At 67.7% G+C, this 17,511-nt stretch carries 15 protein-coding genes; 9 read left to right on the top strand and 6 right to left on the bottom strand.

The window, feature by feature from the left end; genetic code table 11:
• Positions 1–47 precede the first annotated feature (47 nt).
• Positions 48–611: a TlpA family protein disulfide reductase gene (locus EV137_RS00680; RefSeq protein WP_134125786.1), complete on the top strand. Its 564-nt coding sequence runs from the start codon at positions 48–50 to the stop codon at positions 609–611.
• A 39-nt stretch (positions 612–650) separates the two neighbouring features.
• Here the strand turns inward: EV137_RS00680 and EV137_RS00675 are convergent, their stop codons facing one another.
• Both EV137_RS00675 and EV137_RS00670 read right to left on the bottom strand, forming a co-directional pair.
• Positions 651–1,043 (bottom strand): hypothetical protein, encoded by a 393-nt coding sequence (locus EV137_RS00675; RefSeq protein WP_134125784.1) that lies wholly within the window; start codon positions 1,041–1,043, stop codon positions 651–653.
• A 69-nt stretch (positions 1,044–1,112) separates the two neighbouring features.
• Positions 1,113–1,499, bottom strand: coding sequence for an NAD-dependent epimerase/dehydratase family protein (locus EV137_RS00670; protein ID WP_134125782.1), 387 nt, complete (start codon positions 1,497–1,499; stop codon positions 1,113–1,115).
• Between EV137_RS00670 and EV137_RS00665 the strand changes: the two genes are divergently transcribed.
• Together EV137_RS00665 and EV137_RS00660 are read left to right on the top strand one after the other, a co-directional pair.
• On the top strand, positions 1,498–2,868 hold the full coding sequence (locus EV137_RS00665) for an MFS transporter (RefSeq protein WP_134125780.1): 1,371 nt from the start codon (positions 1,498–1,500) through the stop codon (positions 2,866–2,868). The genes EV137_RS00670 and EV137_RS00665 overlap by 2 nt on opposite strands.
• Positions 2,869–3,238: 370 nt before the next feature.
• Positions 3,239–4,189, top strand: coding sequence for a hypothetical protein (locus tag EV137_RS00660; RefSeq protein ID WP_134125778.1), 951 nt, complete (start codon positions 3,239–3,241; stop codon positions 4,187–4,189).
• A gap of 486 nt (positions 4,190–4,675) precedes the next feature.
• Here the strand turns inward: EV137_RS00660 and EV137_RS00655 are convergent, their stop codons facing one another.
• Positions 4,676–6,616 (bottom strand): sialidase family protein, encoded by a 1,941-nt coding sequence (locus EV137_RS00655; protein WP_134125776.1) that lies wholly within the window; start codon positions 6,614–6,616, stop codon positions 4,676–4,678.
• 597 nt (positions 6,617–7,213) lie between these two features.
• Positions 7,214–7,996 (bottom strand): phytanoyl-CoA dioxygenase family protein, encoded by a 783-nt coding sequence (locus EV137_RS00650; protein ID WP_134125774.1) that lies wholly within the window; start codon positions 7,994–7,996, stop codon positions 7,214–7,216.
• A 65-nt stretch (positions 7,997–8,061) separates the two neighbouring features.
• Here EV137_RS00650 and EV137_RS00645 point away from each other — a divergent pair, with 65 nt between their 5' ends.
• The gene (locus EV137_RS00645) at positions 8,062–8,892 is read left to right on the top strand and encodes a helix-turn-helix transcriptional regulator (RefSeq protein ID WP_134125772.1); all 831 of its coding nucleotides are present in this window, start codon (positions 8,062–8,064) and stop codon (positions 8,890–8,892) included.
• A gap of 59 nt (positions 8,893–8,951) precedes the next feature.
• On the opposite strand, the gene hrpB is transcribed toward EV137_RS00645, so the two are convergent.
• Positions 8,952–11,393 carry an ATP-dependent helicase HrpB gene (gene hrpB, locus EV137_RS00640; RefSeq protein ID WP_238175008.1) on the bottom strand — a complete coding sequence of 814 codons (2,442 nt, stop codon included), beginning with the start codon at positions 11,391–11,393 and terminating at the stop codon, positions 8,952–8,954.
• 312 nt (positions 11,394–11,705) lie between these two features.
• On the opposite strand from hrpB, the gene EV137_RS41930 reads away from it, so the two are divergent.
• Together EV137_RS41930 and EV137_RS00630 are read left to right on the top strand one after the other, a co-directional pair.
• On the top strand, positions 11,706–11,864 hold the full coding sequence (locus EV137_RS41930) for a PLDc N-terminal domain-containing protein (RefSeq protein WP_202870781.1): 159 nt from the start codon (positions 11,706–11,708) through the stop codon (positions 11,862–11,864).
• Positions 11,865–11,963: 99 nt separating this feature from the next.
• Positions 11,964–13,052 (top strand): hypothetical protein, encoded by a 1,089-nt coding sequence (locus tag EV137_RS00630; protein ID WP_134125768.1) that lies wholly within the window; start codon positions 11,964–11,966, stop codon positions 13,050–13,052.
• A 225-nt stretch (positions 13,053–13,277) separates the two neighbouring features.
• Here the strand turns inward: EV137_RS00630 and EV137_RS00625 are convergent, their stop codons facing one another.
• A complete protein-coding gene (locus EV137_RS00625; protein ID WP_238175007.1) occupies positions 13,278–13,919 on the bottom strand; it encodes an NUDIX hydrolase in 642 nt (213 codons plus the stop codon).
• A 132-nt stretch (positions 13,920–14,051) separates the two neighbouring features.
• Here EV137_RS00625 and nadC point away from each other — a divergent pair, with 132 nt between their 5' ends.
• From nadC to nadB, 3 genes are all read left to right on the top strand, one after another.
• Positions 14,052–14,918 (top strand): carboxylating nicotinate-nucleotide diphosphorylase, encoded by an 867-nt coding sequence (gene nadC / locus EV137_RS00620; RefSeq protein ID WP_134004963.1) that lies wholly within the window; start codon positions 14,052–14,054, stop codon positions 14,916–14,918.
• Positions 14,919–14,982: 64 nt separating this feature from the next.
• Positions 14,983–15,963: a quinolinate synthase NadA gene (nadA, locus tag EV137_RS00615; RefSeq protein ID WP_238175006.1), complete on the top strand. Its 981-nt coding sequence runs from the start codon at positions 14,983–14,985 to the stop codon at positions 15,961–15,963.
• Positions 15,960–17,474: an L-aspartate oxidase gene (nadB, locus tag EV137_RS00610; RefSeq protein ID WP_134125766.1), complete on the top strand. Its 1,515-nt coding sequence runs from the start codon at positions 15,960–15,962 to the stop codon at positions 17,472–17,474. The genes nadA and nadB overlap by 4 nt, the downstream gene beginning before the upstream one ends.
• The last annotated feature ends 37 nt before the right edge of the window (positions 17,475–17,511 follow it).

Below are 17,511 nucleotides of genomic sequence, written 5' to 3'. Positions count from 1 at the left end.
GCTGGTCCATCGGAGGTCCAGGTTTGGTCAAACACAGGAGGCGCTTGATGCGTTGCTTGCTGGTCGTGTTCGCCGGTGCGATGCTCACTGTCACGGGGTGCTCGTCCGGGCAGCACGCGACGCAAGCGCGGCCGGGCCATACCGGCTTCGCGAGTAGCACTGGCAACGTGACGGTGTTCGCGCCAGCCGAGCGCGAGCAAGCGCCGGCGCTGTCCGGCAAGACGCTTGACGACAAGACCTGGTCGCTGTCCGATCAGCGCGGAAAAGTCGTCGTACTGAACGTGTGGGGCTCGTGGTGCCCGCCGTGCCGCAAAGAGGCCCCGGATCTGGTCGCCGCGGCGAAGGAGCTCGGTCCGTCGGTACGGTTCATCGGGCTGAACACGCGGGAACTGACCAAGCCGGCGCCGCGAAGGTTCGTAGCGGAGCTCGGCCTCACCTATCCCAGCCTCTTCGACCCCAGCGGGAAGCTGCTGCTCGGCTTCGGAAAGCAGATCAGACCGTCAGCGATCCCGACCACGCTGGTCATCGACAAGAACGGCAAGGTCGCCGCGCGGGTGCTCGGTGAGGTCACCAAACAAACGCTCATCGAGCTGGTGAACGACGCGGGCTGATGCGGTACTTGCAGCAAATCCTCCGACTTGACCAGCCTCCTACGGCCGTGCGGTTCGCCTCACGGCTCGCAGGCGGAGCCCGAGAGCGACGAGGAGGATCGCGGCCAGGATGCCCAGCGTGAGCGGATCACTGGAGCGCCCGCCAAGGTCACGATCCAGCAGATGGGACACGAAGTGCACGACCGCCCCGGTGGCACCGCCGAGCAGTGAGACAACCAGGGCATCTCTCGTCCAGAGCGCACCTAGCAACGCGACACCGATTCCCAGCTGGAACGCGCCGAGATCGTGGAACAGATGCAGGTTGAACGGGTCGAAGCTCGCGATGTGCCGGTGAAAACTCTCCGGCCAGAAGAACGACCACAGGCCCGGAACCACGAACGTCAACGCCCCCAGGACCACGGACCCGGTCACCACCGGCTGCCGGCGCTCCATGTTTCTCCTCTCGTCGGTCGATGACACAAGGACACGCGCCGAGCGGCCGGTGTGACATCGGACCGAGAGTCACACCGATCGGATGGCCTTGATGCCGTCGCGGTAGGTCGGGTACGCGGGTGTCCAACCGAGCAGGTTCTTGGCCTTGGCGTTCGACACCCGCATCGTCGTGTCAGTTGCGAACGACGCGACGTACGGCGCCGCCAGCCGCATCAACCACCGCGGTACCTTGCGTGGCGGCGGGGCACCGAACTGCCGCGCCATCGCGGTGAACAGCTCCTCCCAAGTCGCGGGAAGGTCGTCGACGATGTTGTACGCGTTGCCGGCGTCACCGTGCTCGAGGGCCGCCACGGTGGCCGCGGCCGCGTCGTCGTGATGGACCCAGCCGAGTACGCCGCCGTTGGCGACCGGCAGCTTTGCCGGGCTGCTGGTGGTGCTGCTGACCGGGTCCTTCATGGCAGCGTTCGACTTCTTCGTTGTGAACGTCGCGGCACCATCGGTCCGGCTGGACCTGCGGGCCGGCGAGGCCGAGATCGAACTCGTTGTCGGTGGCTACGCGTTCGCCTACGCCAGCGCTCTTGTGCTGGGCGGTCGGCTCGGCGACCTGTTCGGGCATCGGCGGCTCTTCACGACCGGCATGGTGGCGTTCGCGATCACGTCCGCTCTGTGCGGTGTTGCGCAGACGCCGGAGGAACTGATCGCCGCACGCCTTCTCCAAGGGCTGTCCGCTGCGCTCATGTTGCCGCAGGTGCTGGCGGTCATCTCGGCCGAGTCCGAAGGTTCCGGGCGAGCTAGGGCAATGGCGTGGTACGGCGTGGCCGCAGGGGCGGGCTCGATCGCCGGACAAGTGTTCGGCGGGCTTCTGGTGACCGCGGACGTCGCCGGCCTGGGGTGGCGGCTGATCTTCTTGATCAACTTGCCGATCGGCGCGGTCGGGGCCGTCGCCGCGCTCCGTGTTCTGCCGGCACGGCCATCAGCTCGAACGACGGCCAATGCCCGGCTGGACCCGCTCGGCGCGTTGGGACTCGCCGTCGGAGTCGCGCTGCTGCTGGTACCACTAACCGTAGGACGCTCCTCGGGCTGGCCACTGTGGACCTGGATCTCGTTGCTGGCCGCGGTGCCTGTCCTGGCACTCACCATCAGGTGGCAGCGAGTGCTCCAAACCGGCGGAGGCCAACCCCTGCTGGAGCTCTCGCTGTTGCGCGCGCGGTCCTTCCGAACGGGCCTGGTGGCCAACTTCGCGTTCATGCTCTTCTTCGGCAGCTACATGTTCACCCTTGCCCTGCTGCTGCAAACCGGACTCGGACTCGACGCGTTCCGTGCCGGCCTGGCCTTCGCGCCTGCCGGAGTGACGTTCTCGGCGAGCGCTCTGCTCGCACCCCGACTCGTCGCCAGGCACGGGGCCGGCGTGCTCGTCGGCGGAAGCCTGCTCACCGCAGCCGGTCTCGTGATCCTCGCGGCTGTCGCAGGTCACGGCTCGTCGATCGCGGCAATCGTCACCATCAGCGCGCTGATCAGCCTCGGCAACGGCCTCGTGCTCCCATCGCTCGTCGGAGCCGCCCTGCTCGACGTACCCGCTGCTCACGTCGGCGCCGCGGCCGGCGCGTTGACGACAACGCAACAGTTCGCCAGCGCCGCCGGTGTAGCCGTCATCGGCACCCTGTACTTCGAGGCGGCCGGAACCGATGCGGGCACCGGTATGGCATGGTCCGCGTCGGTCGACGCCGGACTCGTCCTCGCCGTCGCGGCCGCAGTCGTCTATGGCGCCATCATCCGACGCGCCCCGCCAGAGATCCGCACGGCGGGCCTGCCGACAGCCAGATAGCGCAGAACGGCGGAGCGTGGTTTGAGGCTGATTCTTTGCACAGCCAACCAGTCGAGGTTGCGTCGACCAAGCTCGAAGCCTTCCAGGTCGATGGTGAGTACTGGACGACTGAATCATTGCCCTCGGAACGAGAGGCACGGCCCGCACGCGCCTAGCCGCGCCATGCTCGCGGTAGCGCTGACCTTGGCAGCTGTCAACAAAAGCGTTACTGAGAAAATTCTCAGCAATCCCCTATTCCTGAGAATTCTCTCAGGAAATGCCCACAGAAATCGAAATTCGCACTCAACCAAACCACCCGGCTCGGACATCTGAACCTGCGTACGGGCGACATGTCCGTGGGGGTTGTGCATAACGAGAGGGAACTTCTGTGTTGAGTAAGCGACGTGTTGCGCTGACGATGGCCGGTCTGAGCCTGGCCGCGGCAGCGGCGGTCCCCCTGACCGCGGATGCGACCACGCCGAGGCCGGAATCGTTCCGCGCCGCCGGCAAGGCCGCCGCCACCCTTCCGACCACCGCCGCCCAGGCCGCCACCACGGCCTGCGGCGTCGCGGTCGGTGCCGTCAACGCCACCGGCACCGCCGGCGGCTACCACATCACCGCCACCAAGCCACCCACAGTGGCCAACCTGAGCCAGTACAAGCTGTCCGGCGTCCGGGCCAGCTCCACCTGGTACGAAGAATCCGACCGGTCCACCGACGCCTACTACGGCATGATCCTGCAGGGCGCGAACCTGTACGCCGCGACCACGATCTACACCGGCACCGCGACCACGCCGACCGTCCACGCGACCAAGCTGGGCACCGGCTGGAGCGGTTTCAGTCAGATCACCGACTCCAACTACGTGTACGGAGCCAACCAGCACTACTTCCTGTACGGCCTGCACGCCAACGGGTCGATCTACCGCTACAAGGTGTCGAGCGCACCCAAGGCGTACGGCTCGGCGCCGGGCTTCAGCTCGGTCCGGGCGATGACGCTGATCGCCGAGACCGCGGCGTACGACACGCTGCTCGTCACCACTCGGGGCGGCCAGATGTACACGGTCCGGATCCCGGTGACCGCGCCGATGAAGCCGATCGTGACCCAGGTCCGCGCCGGCGGGTTCGGCGGCTACGAGGAGCTGATCGCGCAGCGCTGCGGCGCCACCAGCACCCTGCTGACCGCCTTCGACCGCGACACCAACCTCGCCACCGTGTACGCCGTCGGCCGCACCACCGGCCCCACCACCCCCATCCGAAGCTTCGGCAGCTTCAAGACAACCTTCGGCGCAAACGTCAACTTCCTGCTCACCGGCGCCTACGGCCCACAACGCCTCGGCGACTGAACCAACCGCAGTACACCCCTGCCCCCGCCCGGCACTGCCAGGCGGGGGCACGGCTTGATGAAGGTCCAGGGACCCGCGGCGGGTGAGGCACACGCCTTCAGGCAGACACCGGCCACGGTCCTGGAGACGCCCGACCACTAATCTTCCAAAGCCGGTGAGGGGACTCGAATCAGCCAATCCGGTGAGTAGAACGGTGAGTTGCCGTGCGCATGAATCGGCTTGGGCGGAGGCGATCGGGTACGCAAGCGGCTCAGCGTGCGAATGAGGAGCCGCCCGGAAGCCGATCTACGAGTGGCCTGTATTCGTGGCCCGCGTGGACCGCGCCCATGGCCCGGCTGGAAGCCACTCAACTGAGCCCGTTGCCACTGTCAGACAGGCTCTGGTTGGTGAGCTCTTCGCCCTGACCCGGCATTGAGCGGTACGCCGGGCTCCGGCGCCGGCGTGTGACGAGTTCGGGAAACTCGTCACGCGCCGGCGGATCGAGGGTCAGCGGCGGGCGAACATCGCGTCCTGGGCGTAGCCGTTGTGAAGACCGCCGGTGTATGGGTCGATCTGTGGGGATACGACCAGACGGTTCAGGCCGGTCCAGACGACGTTGATGCGGTTGTCGGATCCGACCGCCAGTCCGGTGTAGTCACCGTGGAAGACGTTGCAGTCCTTGCCTTCCGCGTTGGTGATCGGTGGGTCGGTGTAGCCGTCGGGTCCGCAAATGCGCGGCCATTGGCTTTGCGGGACGTACTGACCCGCCCAATGCGTGACGGAGATGTCGATCTGCTCCGCAGGGCTGCGGCCGGTGCCGTTGGGGACGAGTGCTTCACGCGTGAGGGCGGATACCGCACCTCCCGCCGGTGTCCGTGGCGCGATCGTCAGCAGCACGTGGTTGAAGGTGTCGTCACGATCACCGGCCGGGTCGGCGATGTTCTCGTTGGAGTCGTACGCGATCGCCAGTGAGCCGTCCGACCGGAAGTCCGCCCACGGGAACCACTGGTCGCCGGCGGCGGCGTCCACGGTGATCCGTGGCGTCCACGAGGCACCGCCGTTCCAGCTTTCTGCCATGTAGATATTGGTGTTGGTCACGGCGTTGCACGGATTGTAGTCCGGCGCCGTACCAGGGATCGCGTCAAGGCAGCTGGCCGGCGCCGCGTCGTGCGTACCGGCGAAGTTGTCGTTGTAGACCACGACCCAATGCGCCGGGTTGTTCGGGTCGGCGACGATCGTGCCCGGCGATTGCCACCGGATCTGGTGCCCGGTCACGGTCTGCCGTCCGATGACGCTCCAGGGAGTGTCGGCCGCACCGTCTTCCAGATTGGCGATCACCACCGGATCCCCGAAGGTGGCTCCGCCGTTGGTGGACTTCACCGCGAGCAGGGTCGATTCGTACTCGCCGGGAGTCTCCCAGCCCGCCTGGATGTTGCCGTTCTGGAAGTGGACGATCAGGTCGCCGTTCGGCGCCACATCGGGAATCGGGAACCCGTTCTCGTCGCACTCGCCGGCCGGCCCGGCGTTCTGGAACGTGCACAGCGCGTTGGAGCCTGAGATCTCCTTCGGTGTGGACCAGGTCTGCCCGCCGTTGTCGGAGTAGGCGAAGTAGACCGGCGATTCGGCGTACGCGCCCTGCAAGGCGTTCAGGAAGCGCGCCGCGACGACGTACGCGCGGCCGTAGAACGGCGAGGCCGGGTTGTTGTCGACGGTCAGCCATTCCTTGTCGAAGAAGGTCGCCTGGTTCGCCGGCCCGATGGAGGCGCCCTTGCCCTTCATCACCGTGACCGGCTCGCTCCAGGTGATACCGCCGTTGCGCGAGTAGCTCACCGACACATCGCCCTGGGCAACGAACGGGCCGCCGAGGCCACCGACGTTCTCGAGCTGGGCCATCATCGCCCAGCCGGTTTGCGCCGTGTTCCCGGACAGCCGCGCGTTGAAGGCCGGCGACGGGTCGCCGGCGCCGTTGCCGGTCCGCATCGGGATCTGGCCGTCGACCCAGCTCGCCCCGCCGTTGAACGACGTGAAGAACCCGGTCGGCACCAACGCCTGGCGTGCCCCGGTGGAGTTGTTGAACCGATAGAAGTAGTCGTTCGATCCGGCCAGCAGATGCGTCGGCACCTTCGGGTTGACCACGATCGCAAGCTCGTTGTCCGGGTTGAAGTCCTGGCGGTACGGCTGGACATCGTTGCAGGAGATGTCCATCGACCCGGCCGGAGTCCCGTAAGCGGAACCGGCGGCAACCGCACAGCGGTAGCGCTCGATCTGGACCTTGCTGAACTGGCCGCCACCTCCGGTCGTACTCCCGCTGGTCACCGGGTCGACGACAGGCCGAACGACCATCCTGGCGGTCGAGAACGGCCGGTCGCGTCCTTCGGCGGCCTGCACGGCGATCATCGGTACGACGAGCAGTGTGGCGACACCGGCCACGAGGGATCTGGCCCGCATGGTTCCTCCCCAACGCACCCGGGCAAGCGACGCTGCTCACCTCGACGGGGGCGCGTCCCACTTCGGATCGTCATCCCGCTCGACCTGTCCGTCAACAGCCAGACCCCACCCACTGTGAATTAGCGGCACTTCGCGCTCAGTCGTTGTGTTCGAGGAAGCGGGCCGAGCTGGCGTCCTGGAGTCGTGCGCGGAAGAAGGAACTGCTCAACCAAGGTCACACGCACGGCGTGCTGGTGTACGACGGGATCGAGCCGGTCGGATGGTGCCAGTTCGGTCCCAGCGAGGAGTTGCTTCGTCGTAGCGAACGGATACCGCCGCCACTTCAGGCGGTGTCGGGTACGTCGGCACACTGTCGATGTACGAACGCGAAGGATTCACCCCGCGGTCAAGCCATCCATGCCCCGGCGACGGACCCTCGACGCCCTCGGCGACCACATCCTAATGCAGAACGTGACTAGATGGAGACATGGAGGCAATCCACCTGGTGCTCGGGCTGACTGGGTCATGTCGGACGAGGACGAGCCCGGCGAATGGGCCACACGCTTGCTGAGCTACCCGGATCGCGTCCAATCACTCAGCGGGATGGGCCGCTGGCGGTCAGGTGTCTGTGGGGCGGGCGGTGTTGGCTCGCTTTTCGCGTGCGGTGTGTCGGGCGGCCTGCCAGGGGAAGTCGCGTGGCGTGGCGGCCTGCTCCTCCGGGGTGCCGCCGCTGATGATGTACGCCCGCCGGTGGTCGGCCGACCGGTTCGGTGACGTGTAGTGCAGGGTGCGGCTGGCGTGGATCGTCGCCCCGCCGGCCGGGATCGGGCACGCCACGGCGGTGGAGACATCGACCGATCCGGGCTCCACTTCGAGGCCGTGCACCCGTGGGTCGCCGCCGATCGGCCGGTGCGGGACCACCTCGCCGCGGTGCGAGCCGGGGACGAAATGCATGCAGCCGTTGTCAACCGTTGCCTCCTGCAACGGAATCCAGATGCTCAGCGCGTGGTAGCTGACCGCCGGGTTCCAGTACGCCTCGTCCTGGTGCCAGGGCGTCTCGACCCCGTTCCGGGGCGGCTTGTTGATCGCATGGTCGCCTCCGAACGTCGCCTCCGGACCGAGCAGTTCGGCCAGGACCTCCTTCGCGCGATCGAGCGTCTCGCTGCGCAGGAGCTCCGGCGCGTACTGCGACGGGTTGAGGATCTGCGGGAGGTTGGCCTCGCTCTCTTCGTCGTCCGCACCGGCCAGGTCGAACTGATCGCCGGCCGAACGTCCGGCCCGCTCGGCGAAGAGACGGTCGTAGATCGTACGCATCCGCTCGACCTCCTCGGCGGAGATGAAGGACTCGAGCGCGAGGAAACCCTGGTCGTGGTACCGGACCACATCGTCTGTTGTCAGCATGACCACGACGCTAGGGTCGGCTCCGACTGCTTGCGTCCGGAATCGAACGCGAGACAAAATCGAACATGGCCGACCGACTGGAGCTGCAGGATCCCCGCCTGCCTGGAGTCGTCACCCTCGGCCGCTATCGGTACTCGTATGCGCACGACGTACTCGGCGCGCACTCCCACCCGGGCTGCGTCGAGGTCTGCTTCCTCGCCCGGGGACGGCAGCGCTACCGGCTGGGCGACCGGGTCTATCAGCTCAACGGCGGCGACCAGTTCGTCACCCTCCCGGACGAGCAGCACGACAGTGCCGGCGAGCCCGAGGACAAGGGCGTGCTGTACTGGCTGATCGTCCGCGTCCGTGACTCGCCGCTGCTCTACTTGGACAGCACCCGCCGACGACAGCTGACCCAGGCGCTACTGGGTATCCCGACCCGGCAGTTCCGAGCACACCCCGAGGCTGGGTTCCTGTTGGACGACGCGATCGCGCAGCTCAGCGGCCAGGCGAGCGAGCTCGCCCGACTCCAGGCGGCGATGTCCCTTGCGCAGTTCCTGGTCCGGACAGTGACGGCGAGCGCCGCCGACCAGGCGCGGCCGGTGTCGGCGGTGGTAGAGCGGAGTAGGCAGTACGTCGCAGAACATCTCGGCGAGACGATCACCGTGCCGATGCTCAGCCGCGCCGTCGGCCTGTCACCGGCCCGCCTGCACGCACAGTTCCGCCAGGAGCTCGGCTTGCCGCCGGGCGAGTTCATACTCCGCAGCAAGATCGAGCACGCCCGCACCTTGCTCGGCGAGACCGATCTGCCGGTCACCGAGATCGCGCACTCCCTCGGCTTCGCCAGCACGCAGTACTTCGCCACTGCGTTCAAGCGGCTGACCCGAACCACCCCAACGGCGTACCGACGTGGGTAGGCGCCTCGTGCTCATCAGGGTCCCTACAGCTGACTGTCAAGGGACGGCCTCAGCTCGGTTCACTGGCGGGGTTTTGGTCGCTTGGTCGGGATGGCGGTGAGTGGGTCTTCCGGCCAGGGATGGCGGGGGTAGCGGGCTCGCAGGTCGGCTCGGACCTGGGGATAGCCCTGCTTCCAGAAAGAGGCGAGATCGCTCGTGATCGCGACCGTCCGCCGTGCGGGCGACAAGAGGTGCAGAACGACTGGGACACGACCGTCCGCGACGACTGGAGTGGCAGTCCAGCCGAATACCTCCTGCAGCTTCACCGCGAGCACCGGTGGCTCGGCACCGTCGTACGCGAGTCGGACCTCGGACCCCGATGGGACCTGGAGCCGTTCCGGTGCGAGTTCACCGAACCGGGTTGCTGCGGGCCACGGCAGTAGTCGCCGGAGCGCCGAAGCCACGTCGATGAGGGCAAGATCGCGCGCGCCTCGCACCGAGGCGAGCTCGGTACCCAGCCATTCGTCGACATCGGCCAGCAGCGCTTCGTCGTCGACCGCAGGCCACGGGGCGCCGAGGTGGGCGTGGCAGAACGCGAGCCGCTCCCGCAAGGCAAGTGCGGCCTCCGACCAGCGCAGTACCGACAGACCGCTGCGCCGGATACCGTCCCGGACGGCGGCTTGGACGAGGAACCGGTCGGGCTTTGCCAGCGGGACGTCGTTGAGCACGATCGCGCCGAGTGCCTCGACACGTCGCGTCACGATCCGGCCGTCGTCCCAGCGGATCTGGTCGGTGGTCGAGACCAGGTCGCCGGCGATGTCTCGCGCGGTCTGCTCGTCGATCGGCGCCGCGGAACGGATCCTGGCGTCGGCGCGACCGGGCGCTCGGTCGGCGACCGCGATCGCCAGCCAGGTCGTCGTCCGCAACGGCGACTGCGGATCCAGCGCAGCCCCCGTCCCACCAGACATCTGGTACGTCGCCGAGTCAGCTCCCCGGACCCGGGCAATCCGATCCGGATACGCCAACCCCACCACAACCCCCACTGCAAGATCATCCGGTACGGCGCCCGTCCCCCGCCGTACTCCGTCTCCACCCAGCGGGTCGCCTCGGCCGAGGCGCTTCGTCTCTTCTCGCCAGCGGGCCGTGGCTCCGCGGTCCTCGCCGCGGCGGAGGGCCCGCCAGCGGGCCGGTAGGTCATCGCCGAAGTCGCGTCCGGAGTCGTCCGAGAGCATCGCGACGATCTCGCGTGCTCGGTCGGCGCCGACGCGCGGCGTCCCGTCCAGCAGCGCACGAGCCAGCCGAGGATGCGCGCCGATCGCCGCCATCTGCCGTCCTCGCTCGGTGATCCGGCCGCCGTCGTCAATGGCGTCGAGGCGGCGCAGCAGTTCGGTGGCCGCGGTCATCGCCACCACGGGCGGCGCCTCGAGCAAGGTCAGACCGTCGCCGGCCGGCGCACCCCACGCCGCGAGATCGAGGGCGAAAGCTGCCAGATCGGCGATCGCGATCTCCGGCGCCGGATGATCGTCGAGATGCGCGTGGTCGGTGGCGGACCAGCACCGATAGACCCGGCCGGGCGCCTCCCGCCCGGCACGGCCCGCTCGCTGGTCGGCCGACGACTTCGACACCCGGCAGGTGACCAACGCACCGAGGCCACGGGACTGATCGGTCCGCGGCTCCCGGGCAAGACCCGAGTCGACCACAACCCTGACGCCAGGCACCGTCAGCGAACTCTCCGCGACCGACGTCGTCACCACGATCCGACGAGTTGCGGCGGGCCTCAACGCGCGGTCTTGTTCGGCCCTGGACTGGCGACCGTACAACGGCAGGACATTCTGCCCGGCCAGCCGGCGAGTCACACCGTTGATCTCGGCCTCCCCCGGGACGAACACGAGGATGTCGCCGTCGTTCTCGGTCAGTGCACGCCGGACGACGGCCGCGACGTGATCCAGCAGGCGCGGGTCGACCCGCCCACCGGGAAGCAGCGGCACGGGGACCGGTGGTGGCGCCCACTCGATCGCCACGTCGAAGAGCGCCGCAGACGCGGTGATCACCGGCGCCGGAGCATCCGGGCCCAACGCGCGACTCAGCCCGATCGTGTCCGCCGTGGCCGAGGTCGCGACGATCGCCAGGTCTTCCCGGAGATTCGCCCGGATGTCGACGCAGAACGCGAGCAGCAGATCGGCATCAAGGTGCCGCTCGTGGCACTCGTCGATCACAATCGCGGCGACACCCGGCAGCTCCGGGTTCTGTTGCAGTCGCCGTACGAGGAGCCCGGTCGTCACGACCTCGATACGGAGTCCTTTGCTGCCGCTGCGTTCGCCGCGCATCGCGTAGCCGATCCGCTGCCCGAGCGGTTCGCCGACCAGCATCGCCAGCCGGGTCGCAGCCGCGCGGGTTGCCATCCTTCGCGGCTCGGCGACGACGATCGTGCCCTCGAGCGCGTCGCCCAGCGCAAGCGGCAACAGCGAGGTCTTCCCTGACCCAGGCGGCGCAACCAACACCGCGGTACCGCGCGAACGCACCGCATCGACCGTGGCAGGCAAAACCGCCCGGACAGGCAGATCCGCCCCCGGCACCGACGATTCAGGCAGCAACACGCCCCGACGCTAGCCGACCACCGCTGGACGTCGGGGTGCCGCATCACGAAGAAGACGCATCAGGAGTAGTCGCCGGCGCCGGTGGCCAGGCGTGTTGGCGGCTCAGCATGAGGCCCGCAACGACCAGGACCACGCCTGGGATGTTGTGTGGTTCATCATCAGCTTTGCCTTCGTCGCCTATCTGATGATGCTGTTCTCGATCGTGGGTGACCTGTTCCGCGACCCGACACCTCGGGAGTGGTCAAGGCCGTCTGGCTCGTCGCCCTGTTGTTCTTCCCGCTGATCACCGCGCTCGTCTACGTCGTCGCGCGTGGTAGCGGCATGGCGCACTGGGACAGGCTCCATCCGGCACATCTATCACCGCCGGTTCGGCGAAGACTCACCCGCAGCGGATGAGCAACCTGAGCGGCCGGCAGGCAACACTCGACCGAGGGGGGTCACGATGATCGACCACAGGTCGACCCCGCCGGATGGGCCGGAACGGGGAGTTCTGACATGGATGTCGAGGTCGTGTTCTGGAGCGTGGTCCTCGCGCGATTCGCGCTGCCGCTGCTGATCCCCCTGTTCCCGTTACCGGCGATCATCGCGTGTCTTCTGCTCGACGGTGTCGACCAGACGATCTTCCAGACCTTCGGGTTCGACCCGCCGTTCTACCAGAGCTACGACAAGGCGATGGATGTCTTCTACCTGTCCATCGCCTACCTGGCGAGTCTGCGGAACTGGACCAATCCCTCGGCGGTGAAGGTCAGCCGCTTCCTGTTCTTCTTCCGGCAGATCGGTGTGGTCGTGTTCGAGCTGAGCGGCGTACGGCTGCTGCTGTTGTTGTTCCCGAACACCTTCGAGTACTTCTTCATCGCGTACGAGGGGGTTCGCACCCGGCGAAACCCACTGCGGTACGCCTTCAAGTTCTGGGTGATCGTCGCCGCTGCGATCTGGATCATCGTCAAGCTGCCGCAGGAGTACTGGATCCACGTCGCCAAGCTGGACCTGACAGACACGATCCAGGACGTCCCGTGGTTCCTCCCGGCGCTCGTCGTCGCGGTGCTCGCGCTGCTCGCGGTCCTGTATTTCTTCGTCCGTCCACGGTTGAGCCCCGCCGACTGGTCCTGGAAGTTCCGCGCCGATCCGCTGCCGCTGGGAATCGACGAGGCGTCCGAGCGTGCGGCGTACCAGGCCGCGCACCGGAAGGTTCTCGACGCGACGACGCTGGAGAAGGTCTTCCTGATCGGTCTGATCAGCATCATCTTCGGGGAGGTGCTGCCCGGCGTCGAGGCGAGCAGCCTGCAGGTGTTCCTCGGGATCGCGGTCTTCGTGGTGATCAACGCCGCGATCGGCCTGTGGGCGGCGAAGCGCGGCTACTCGTGGAACTCCGCCGCGGTGTCGTTCGGGGTCGTCTTCGCGACGAACGTCGTACTGGTGATCCTGGCCGACGTGCTGCTCTCGCGGGGACCAGGTCAACTGCACCTGGTGGACGCGTTCTTCTTCATCTTCCTGTTCAGCATTCTCACGACGCTGTACGACCGATACCACCCGATCGCCGACTACCGCGCCGCCGGCTCCGACCGGACAGGAGTGGAACGCTGACTGTCCAGGAGCTCAAGGCGATCACCCGGCGGCTGGAGCATACCCTGCACACCGGCGGCGGCCTGCACGGATTCGACTGGGGCTGGGTCGTCTTCGCCGGGATCCTCGACATCGTCCATTGGGGCAGCGGCTGGACCCAACGCCGCCAGACCCCCGGCTGCCGAGGCACTGTCCAGGCATGACCTGAGAAGGTGCGTGATTCTCCTGCCACCCTCGGGAAACTCGTCAGCGTGGGGGGCGGAGTACTGCGAACGGGTCGGTGACGGTCAGCTCGCGGGCCACGAACTTGTAGACGGTCGCAGGACGGCCGCCGCTCTGGCCGGGGCTGGCTCGCCGTTCGGTGGGGTCGATCACGTGCCTGCGGGTCAGCACGCGGGTGAGATTGGTGGCACCGAGCTCATAGCCGAGTGCGGCACCGAACAGATCACGGAGCTCCGCAATGGTGAACTCCAGCGGAGCCAGCGCGAAACCGATGTTCGTGTACGACAGTTTCGCGCGCAACCGCGCGACCGCGGCATCGATGAAGTAGTGATGATCGAACGCGGTCCGCGGCAGTTCGTCGACGGGGTGCCACTGCGTGTCGGACGGAAGCTTCGGCTGTACGTCGGACGGAACCAGGCCCAGATAGCCCGTCGCCAGCACGCGGGCCCGCGGATCACGATCGATCGCACTGTGCGTGGCCAACTGTTCGAGGTGCGCGACGTCACGAACGTCGACCTTCGTCGCAAGGTGCCCGGTGATGGCGTCCCGAAGCCGCTCCGTGGGCTCGACCCCGCCGCCGGGAAGGGCCCAGCGGCCGCGGTACGGGCTCCGTGCGCGTTTCCACAGCAGCACGCACAGCCTGCCGTCGCGAACGGACAGGACCACGGCTAGCACCTCGTGCGGGTAACTGGGGAAGTTAACCGGATCACCTTTCTTGGCTGTGGGCACGAGGCCGATGGTAGCGTGCATCTAGTTATCGCCTCTGAAGCGAAAACATCACGGAGAGCAGGGCAGCAGATGCAACTGACGACGGAGACGGTCCGGACCGCGGTGGCGGCCGCACTGATCGAGGACCAGGCGGCAGACGATGTCACCACCCGATGGAGCGTCCCGGAGGCGCTGGAGGCCGAGGCGACGATGATCGCCAAGCAGTCCGGTCGCGTGGCCGGTCTGACCGCTGTACAGGAGGTGTACGCCGCCGTCGATCCCACCGTGACGGTGCGGACGGCTGTCGCCGACGGCGATCCGGTTGTCCCGGGGCAGCCGCTGGCGTGGATCAGCGGCGCAGCGCGGTCGGTCATCACCGGCGAGCGGGTGGCGCTGAACTTCGCACAACGGATGTCGGGCATCGCAACCCTCACGTCGGCGTTCGTCGCAGCGATCGACGGACGCCCGATCGCGCTCCTCGACACCCGAAAGACAGCACCCGGCCTCCGGGCCATGGACAAGTACGCCGTGAGTTGCGGCGGGGGGACCAACCACCGGCTCGACCTGTCGGCCATGGTGCTGCTCAAGGAGAACCATCTCGCCGCGGCCGGCGGCGTCCTCCCGGCCGTTCGCCGGGTCCGGGACGGCATGGCCGCCGAAGACAACCGCATGGCGATCGAGGTCGAAGTCACCACTGCCGAGGAGGCCCGCGAAGCGCTGGACTGCCAGGTCGAGTGGATCCTGCTGGACAACATGCCGCTCGAGCAGATGGCTCTGATCGTCGAGCGGCGCAACACCTCCGGATCCGCCACCCGGCTCGAGGCCTCCGGCAACATCACCCTGGACACCATTGCCGATGTCGCCGCCACCGGCGTCGATGCCATTTCGGTCGGTGCCCTGACCCACTCCCCTACCGCACTCGACATCAGTCTGCTGGTGACCCGCAGCCACGGCTGAACCAGGGCTCGCCATGCCCAGTTATCGCTTATCAAGCGAAAACCTCCCGAAAGAAGGATCTGTTGTGACCGTTGGTCAGCGCACGGCAATCAGCTGGCAGGAAGAGGTACGGCGCCTCGCCCAGGAGCGGGATGCTGTGATCCTCGCCCACAACTACCAGGAACCGGCGATCCAGGACGTAGCCGACCACGTCGGCGACTCACTCGCACTGTCGCGCATCGCGGCCAGTACCGAGGCGTCCACGATCGTGTTCTGCGGCGTGCACTTCATGGCGGAGACGGCCAAACTTCTCAGCCCCGGCAAGACCGTGTTGATCCCGACGGCCCAGGCGGGCTGCTCGCTGGCGGACACCATCGACGCCGACCAGCTACGAGCCTGGAAGGCTGACCATCCCGATGCGGTTGTTGTTGCCTATGTCAACACCAGCGCGGCGGTGAAGGCCGAGGCCGACATCTGTTGTACCTCGTCCAACGCAGTGGAGGTGGTGAACTCGATTCCGGCGGATCAGCCGGTCCTGTTCCTGCCGGATCAGTTCCTCGGCGCGCACGTCCGGCGACAGACCGGCCGGGACAACATCGAGGTGTGGATGGGCGAGTGTCATGTACATGCCGGCATCACCGCGGCCGACCTGCGCGCTCAGGTAGCCGCCGATCCCGCGGCCGAAGTTCTCGTGCACCCCGAGTGCGGCTGCGCGTCATCGGCCCTCTGGCTCGCCGGCGTGGGTGACCTTCCGGCCGAGCGGACGCACATCCTCTCCACCGCCGGCATGTTGGACACCGCTCGCGGCATGACTGCGAAGACGGCTCTGGTCGCGACGGAGATCGGCATGCTCCATCAGCTTCGCAAGGTCAACCAGCAGACGACGTTCCTGCCGGTGAACCCGAAGGCCTCGTGCCGCTTCATGAAGATGATCACCCCGGAGCTGCTGGTGCGGTGCCTGCGGGAGGGACGCGACGAGATCCAGCTACCGCCTGAGGTCGTCGAGCGGGCGCGGCGTTCGGTCGAGCGGATGGTTGCCATCGGCAAGCCTGCGGGTGCTCGATGACGCGCGTGGCCGATGTCGTCGTCATCGGCTCCGGCGTGGCGGGCATGTCAACCGCACTCGGTCTCGCGGCCACCCGTCAGGTGATCCTGCTCAGTGCCGGCGACGGCAGTACGCCCTGGGCGCAGGGTGGCATCTCGGCCGCGTACGGCGAGGACGATCCACTCGACCACTGGCACGACACCGAGGTCGCGGGCGCGGGATTCTGCGATCCCCGGAACGTCCGCGCGCTGGTCGAGGAGGGACCGCAGCGGCTTGCCGAACTCATCGCTCACGGGGCGCGCTTCGACCGTGACGGTGCCGGCTCGCTGTCGAGGACGCTCGAAGGCGGTCACAGTCGTCCTCGGATCGTGCACGCAGGCGGTGACGCCACCGGTGCTGAGGTTCACCGCGCGCTCCTCAGCGCCCTGCAACGAAGCAGCGTTCAGACGGTGACCGGGCGTACCGTCGGTCTGCTTCAGTCGGAGTCCGGAAGCGTGGTCGGGGTGCTCGTCGAGACGGGCACCGAACTCAGGCAGATCGAGGCGCGCGCCGTCGTACTGGCCACCGGCGGTATCGGCAACGCCTACCTGGCCAGCACCAATCCCGCGACGGTGCGCGGTGACGGGATCGCCTTGGCGCTGCGGGCCGGCGCGTCGCTGGTGGACATGGAGTTCGTTCAGTTCCACCCGACCGCGCTCCACACCGGTGAGACCAGCGGTCAGTTGCCCCTGGTCACCGAGGCTGTCCGAGGTGAAGGCGCCGTACTGCGCGACGTCCACGGCCGTCGGATCATGGCCGGACGGCATCCGCGGGCCGACCTGGCGCCGCGAGACGTCGTCGCTCGGGCGATCGAGGCGACGATGCGCCGCGACGGATCGGACCATGTCTGGCTGGATGCGACAGCTGTCGCGCCGGACGTACTCCGGAAGCGGTTCCCGACCGTACTGGCCTCATGCGCACGCATCGGCGTCGACCTGTTGTCCGAGCAGATCCCGGTCGCGCCGGCCGAACACTTCCTGTGCGGCGGCGTTCGGACCGATCGGAACGGCGCAACCGACGTACCCGGCCTGTACGCGGTCGGCGAAGTCGCCGCGACCGGCGTACACGGGGCCAACCGGCTCGCCTCGAACAGCCTGCTGGAAGGACTCGTCTTCGGGCGACGCGTCGCAACGGCCCTGACCCTCGACATCCCCGCGAAGGACCTCGGCCGCGCCCGTGAGCTCACGCTCGGCGAGGATCGTGAACCGGAGCGGATTCGCACGATCCTCAGCAGGTACGCCGGGATCCGTCGCGACGGCGCCGGCCTGAACGCCGCCGCGGACGAGCTCGACACCCTAGGCACCGGCCCGCTCGCGACGGTGGCGCGGGCTGTCGTCGCTGCGGCGACCGCACGACAAGACAGCCGCGGCTGCCACTGGCGTTCCGACCATCCGCACGCCGACGAACGATGGGACAAGCACATAGTCGTACGCCTCGACCAAGAAGGCCGCCCGACTACACGCCAACTCCTCCCCTCGACGTGCCCGGCGTAGTCCACCCATCCGGGGTCGCGTTGGCCCCCGCCGCCAA

This window comes from Kribbella pratensis, assembly GCF_004366075.1.
GTDB classification, from domain to species: Bacteria; Actinomycetota; Actinomycetes; order Propionibacteriales; family Kribbellaceae; genus Kribbella; species Kribbella pratensis.
Note: the sequence above shows the minus strand (reverse complement) of the source record. Positions and strands in the feature narration are given on the sequence as shown.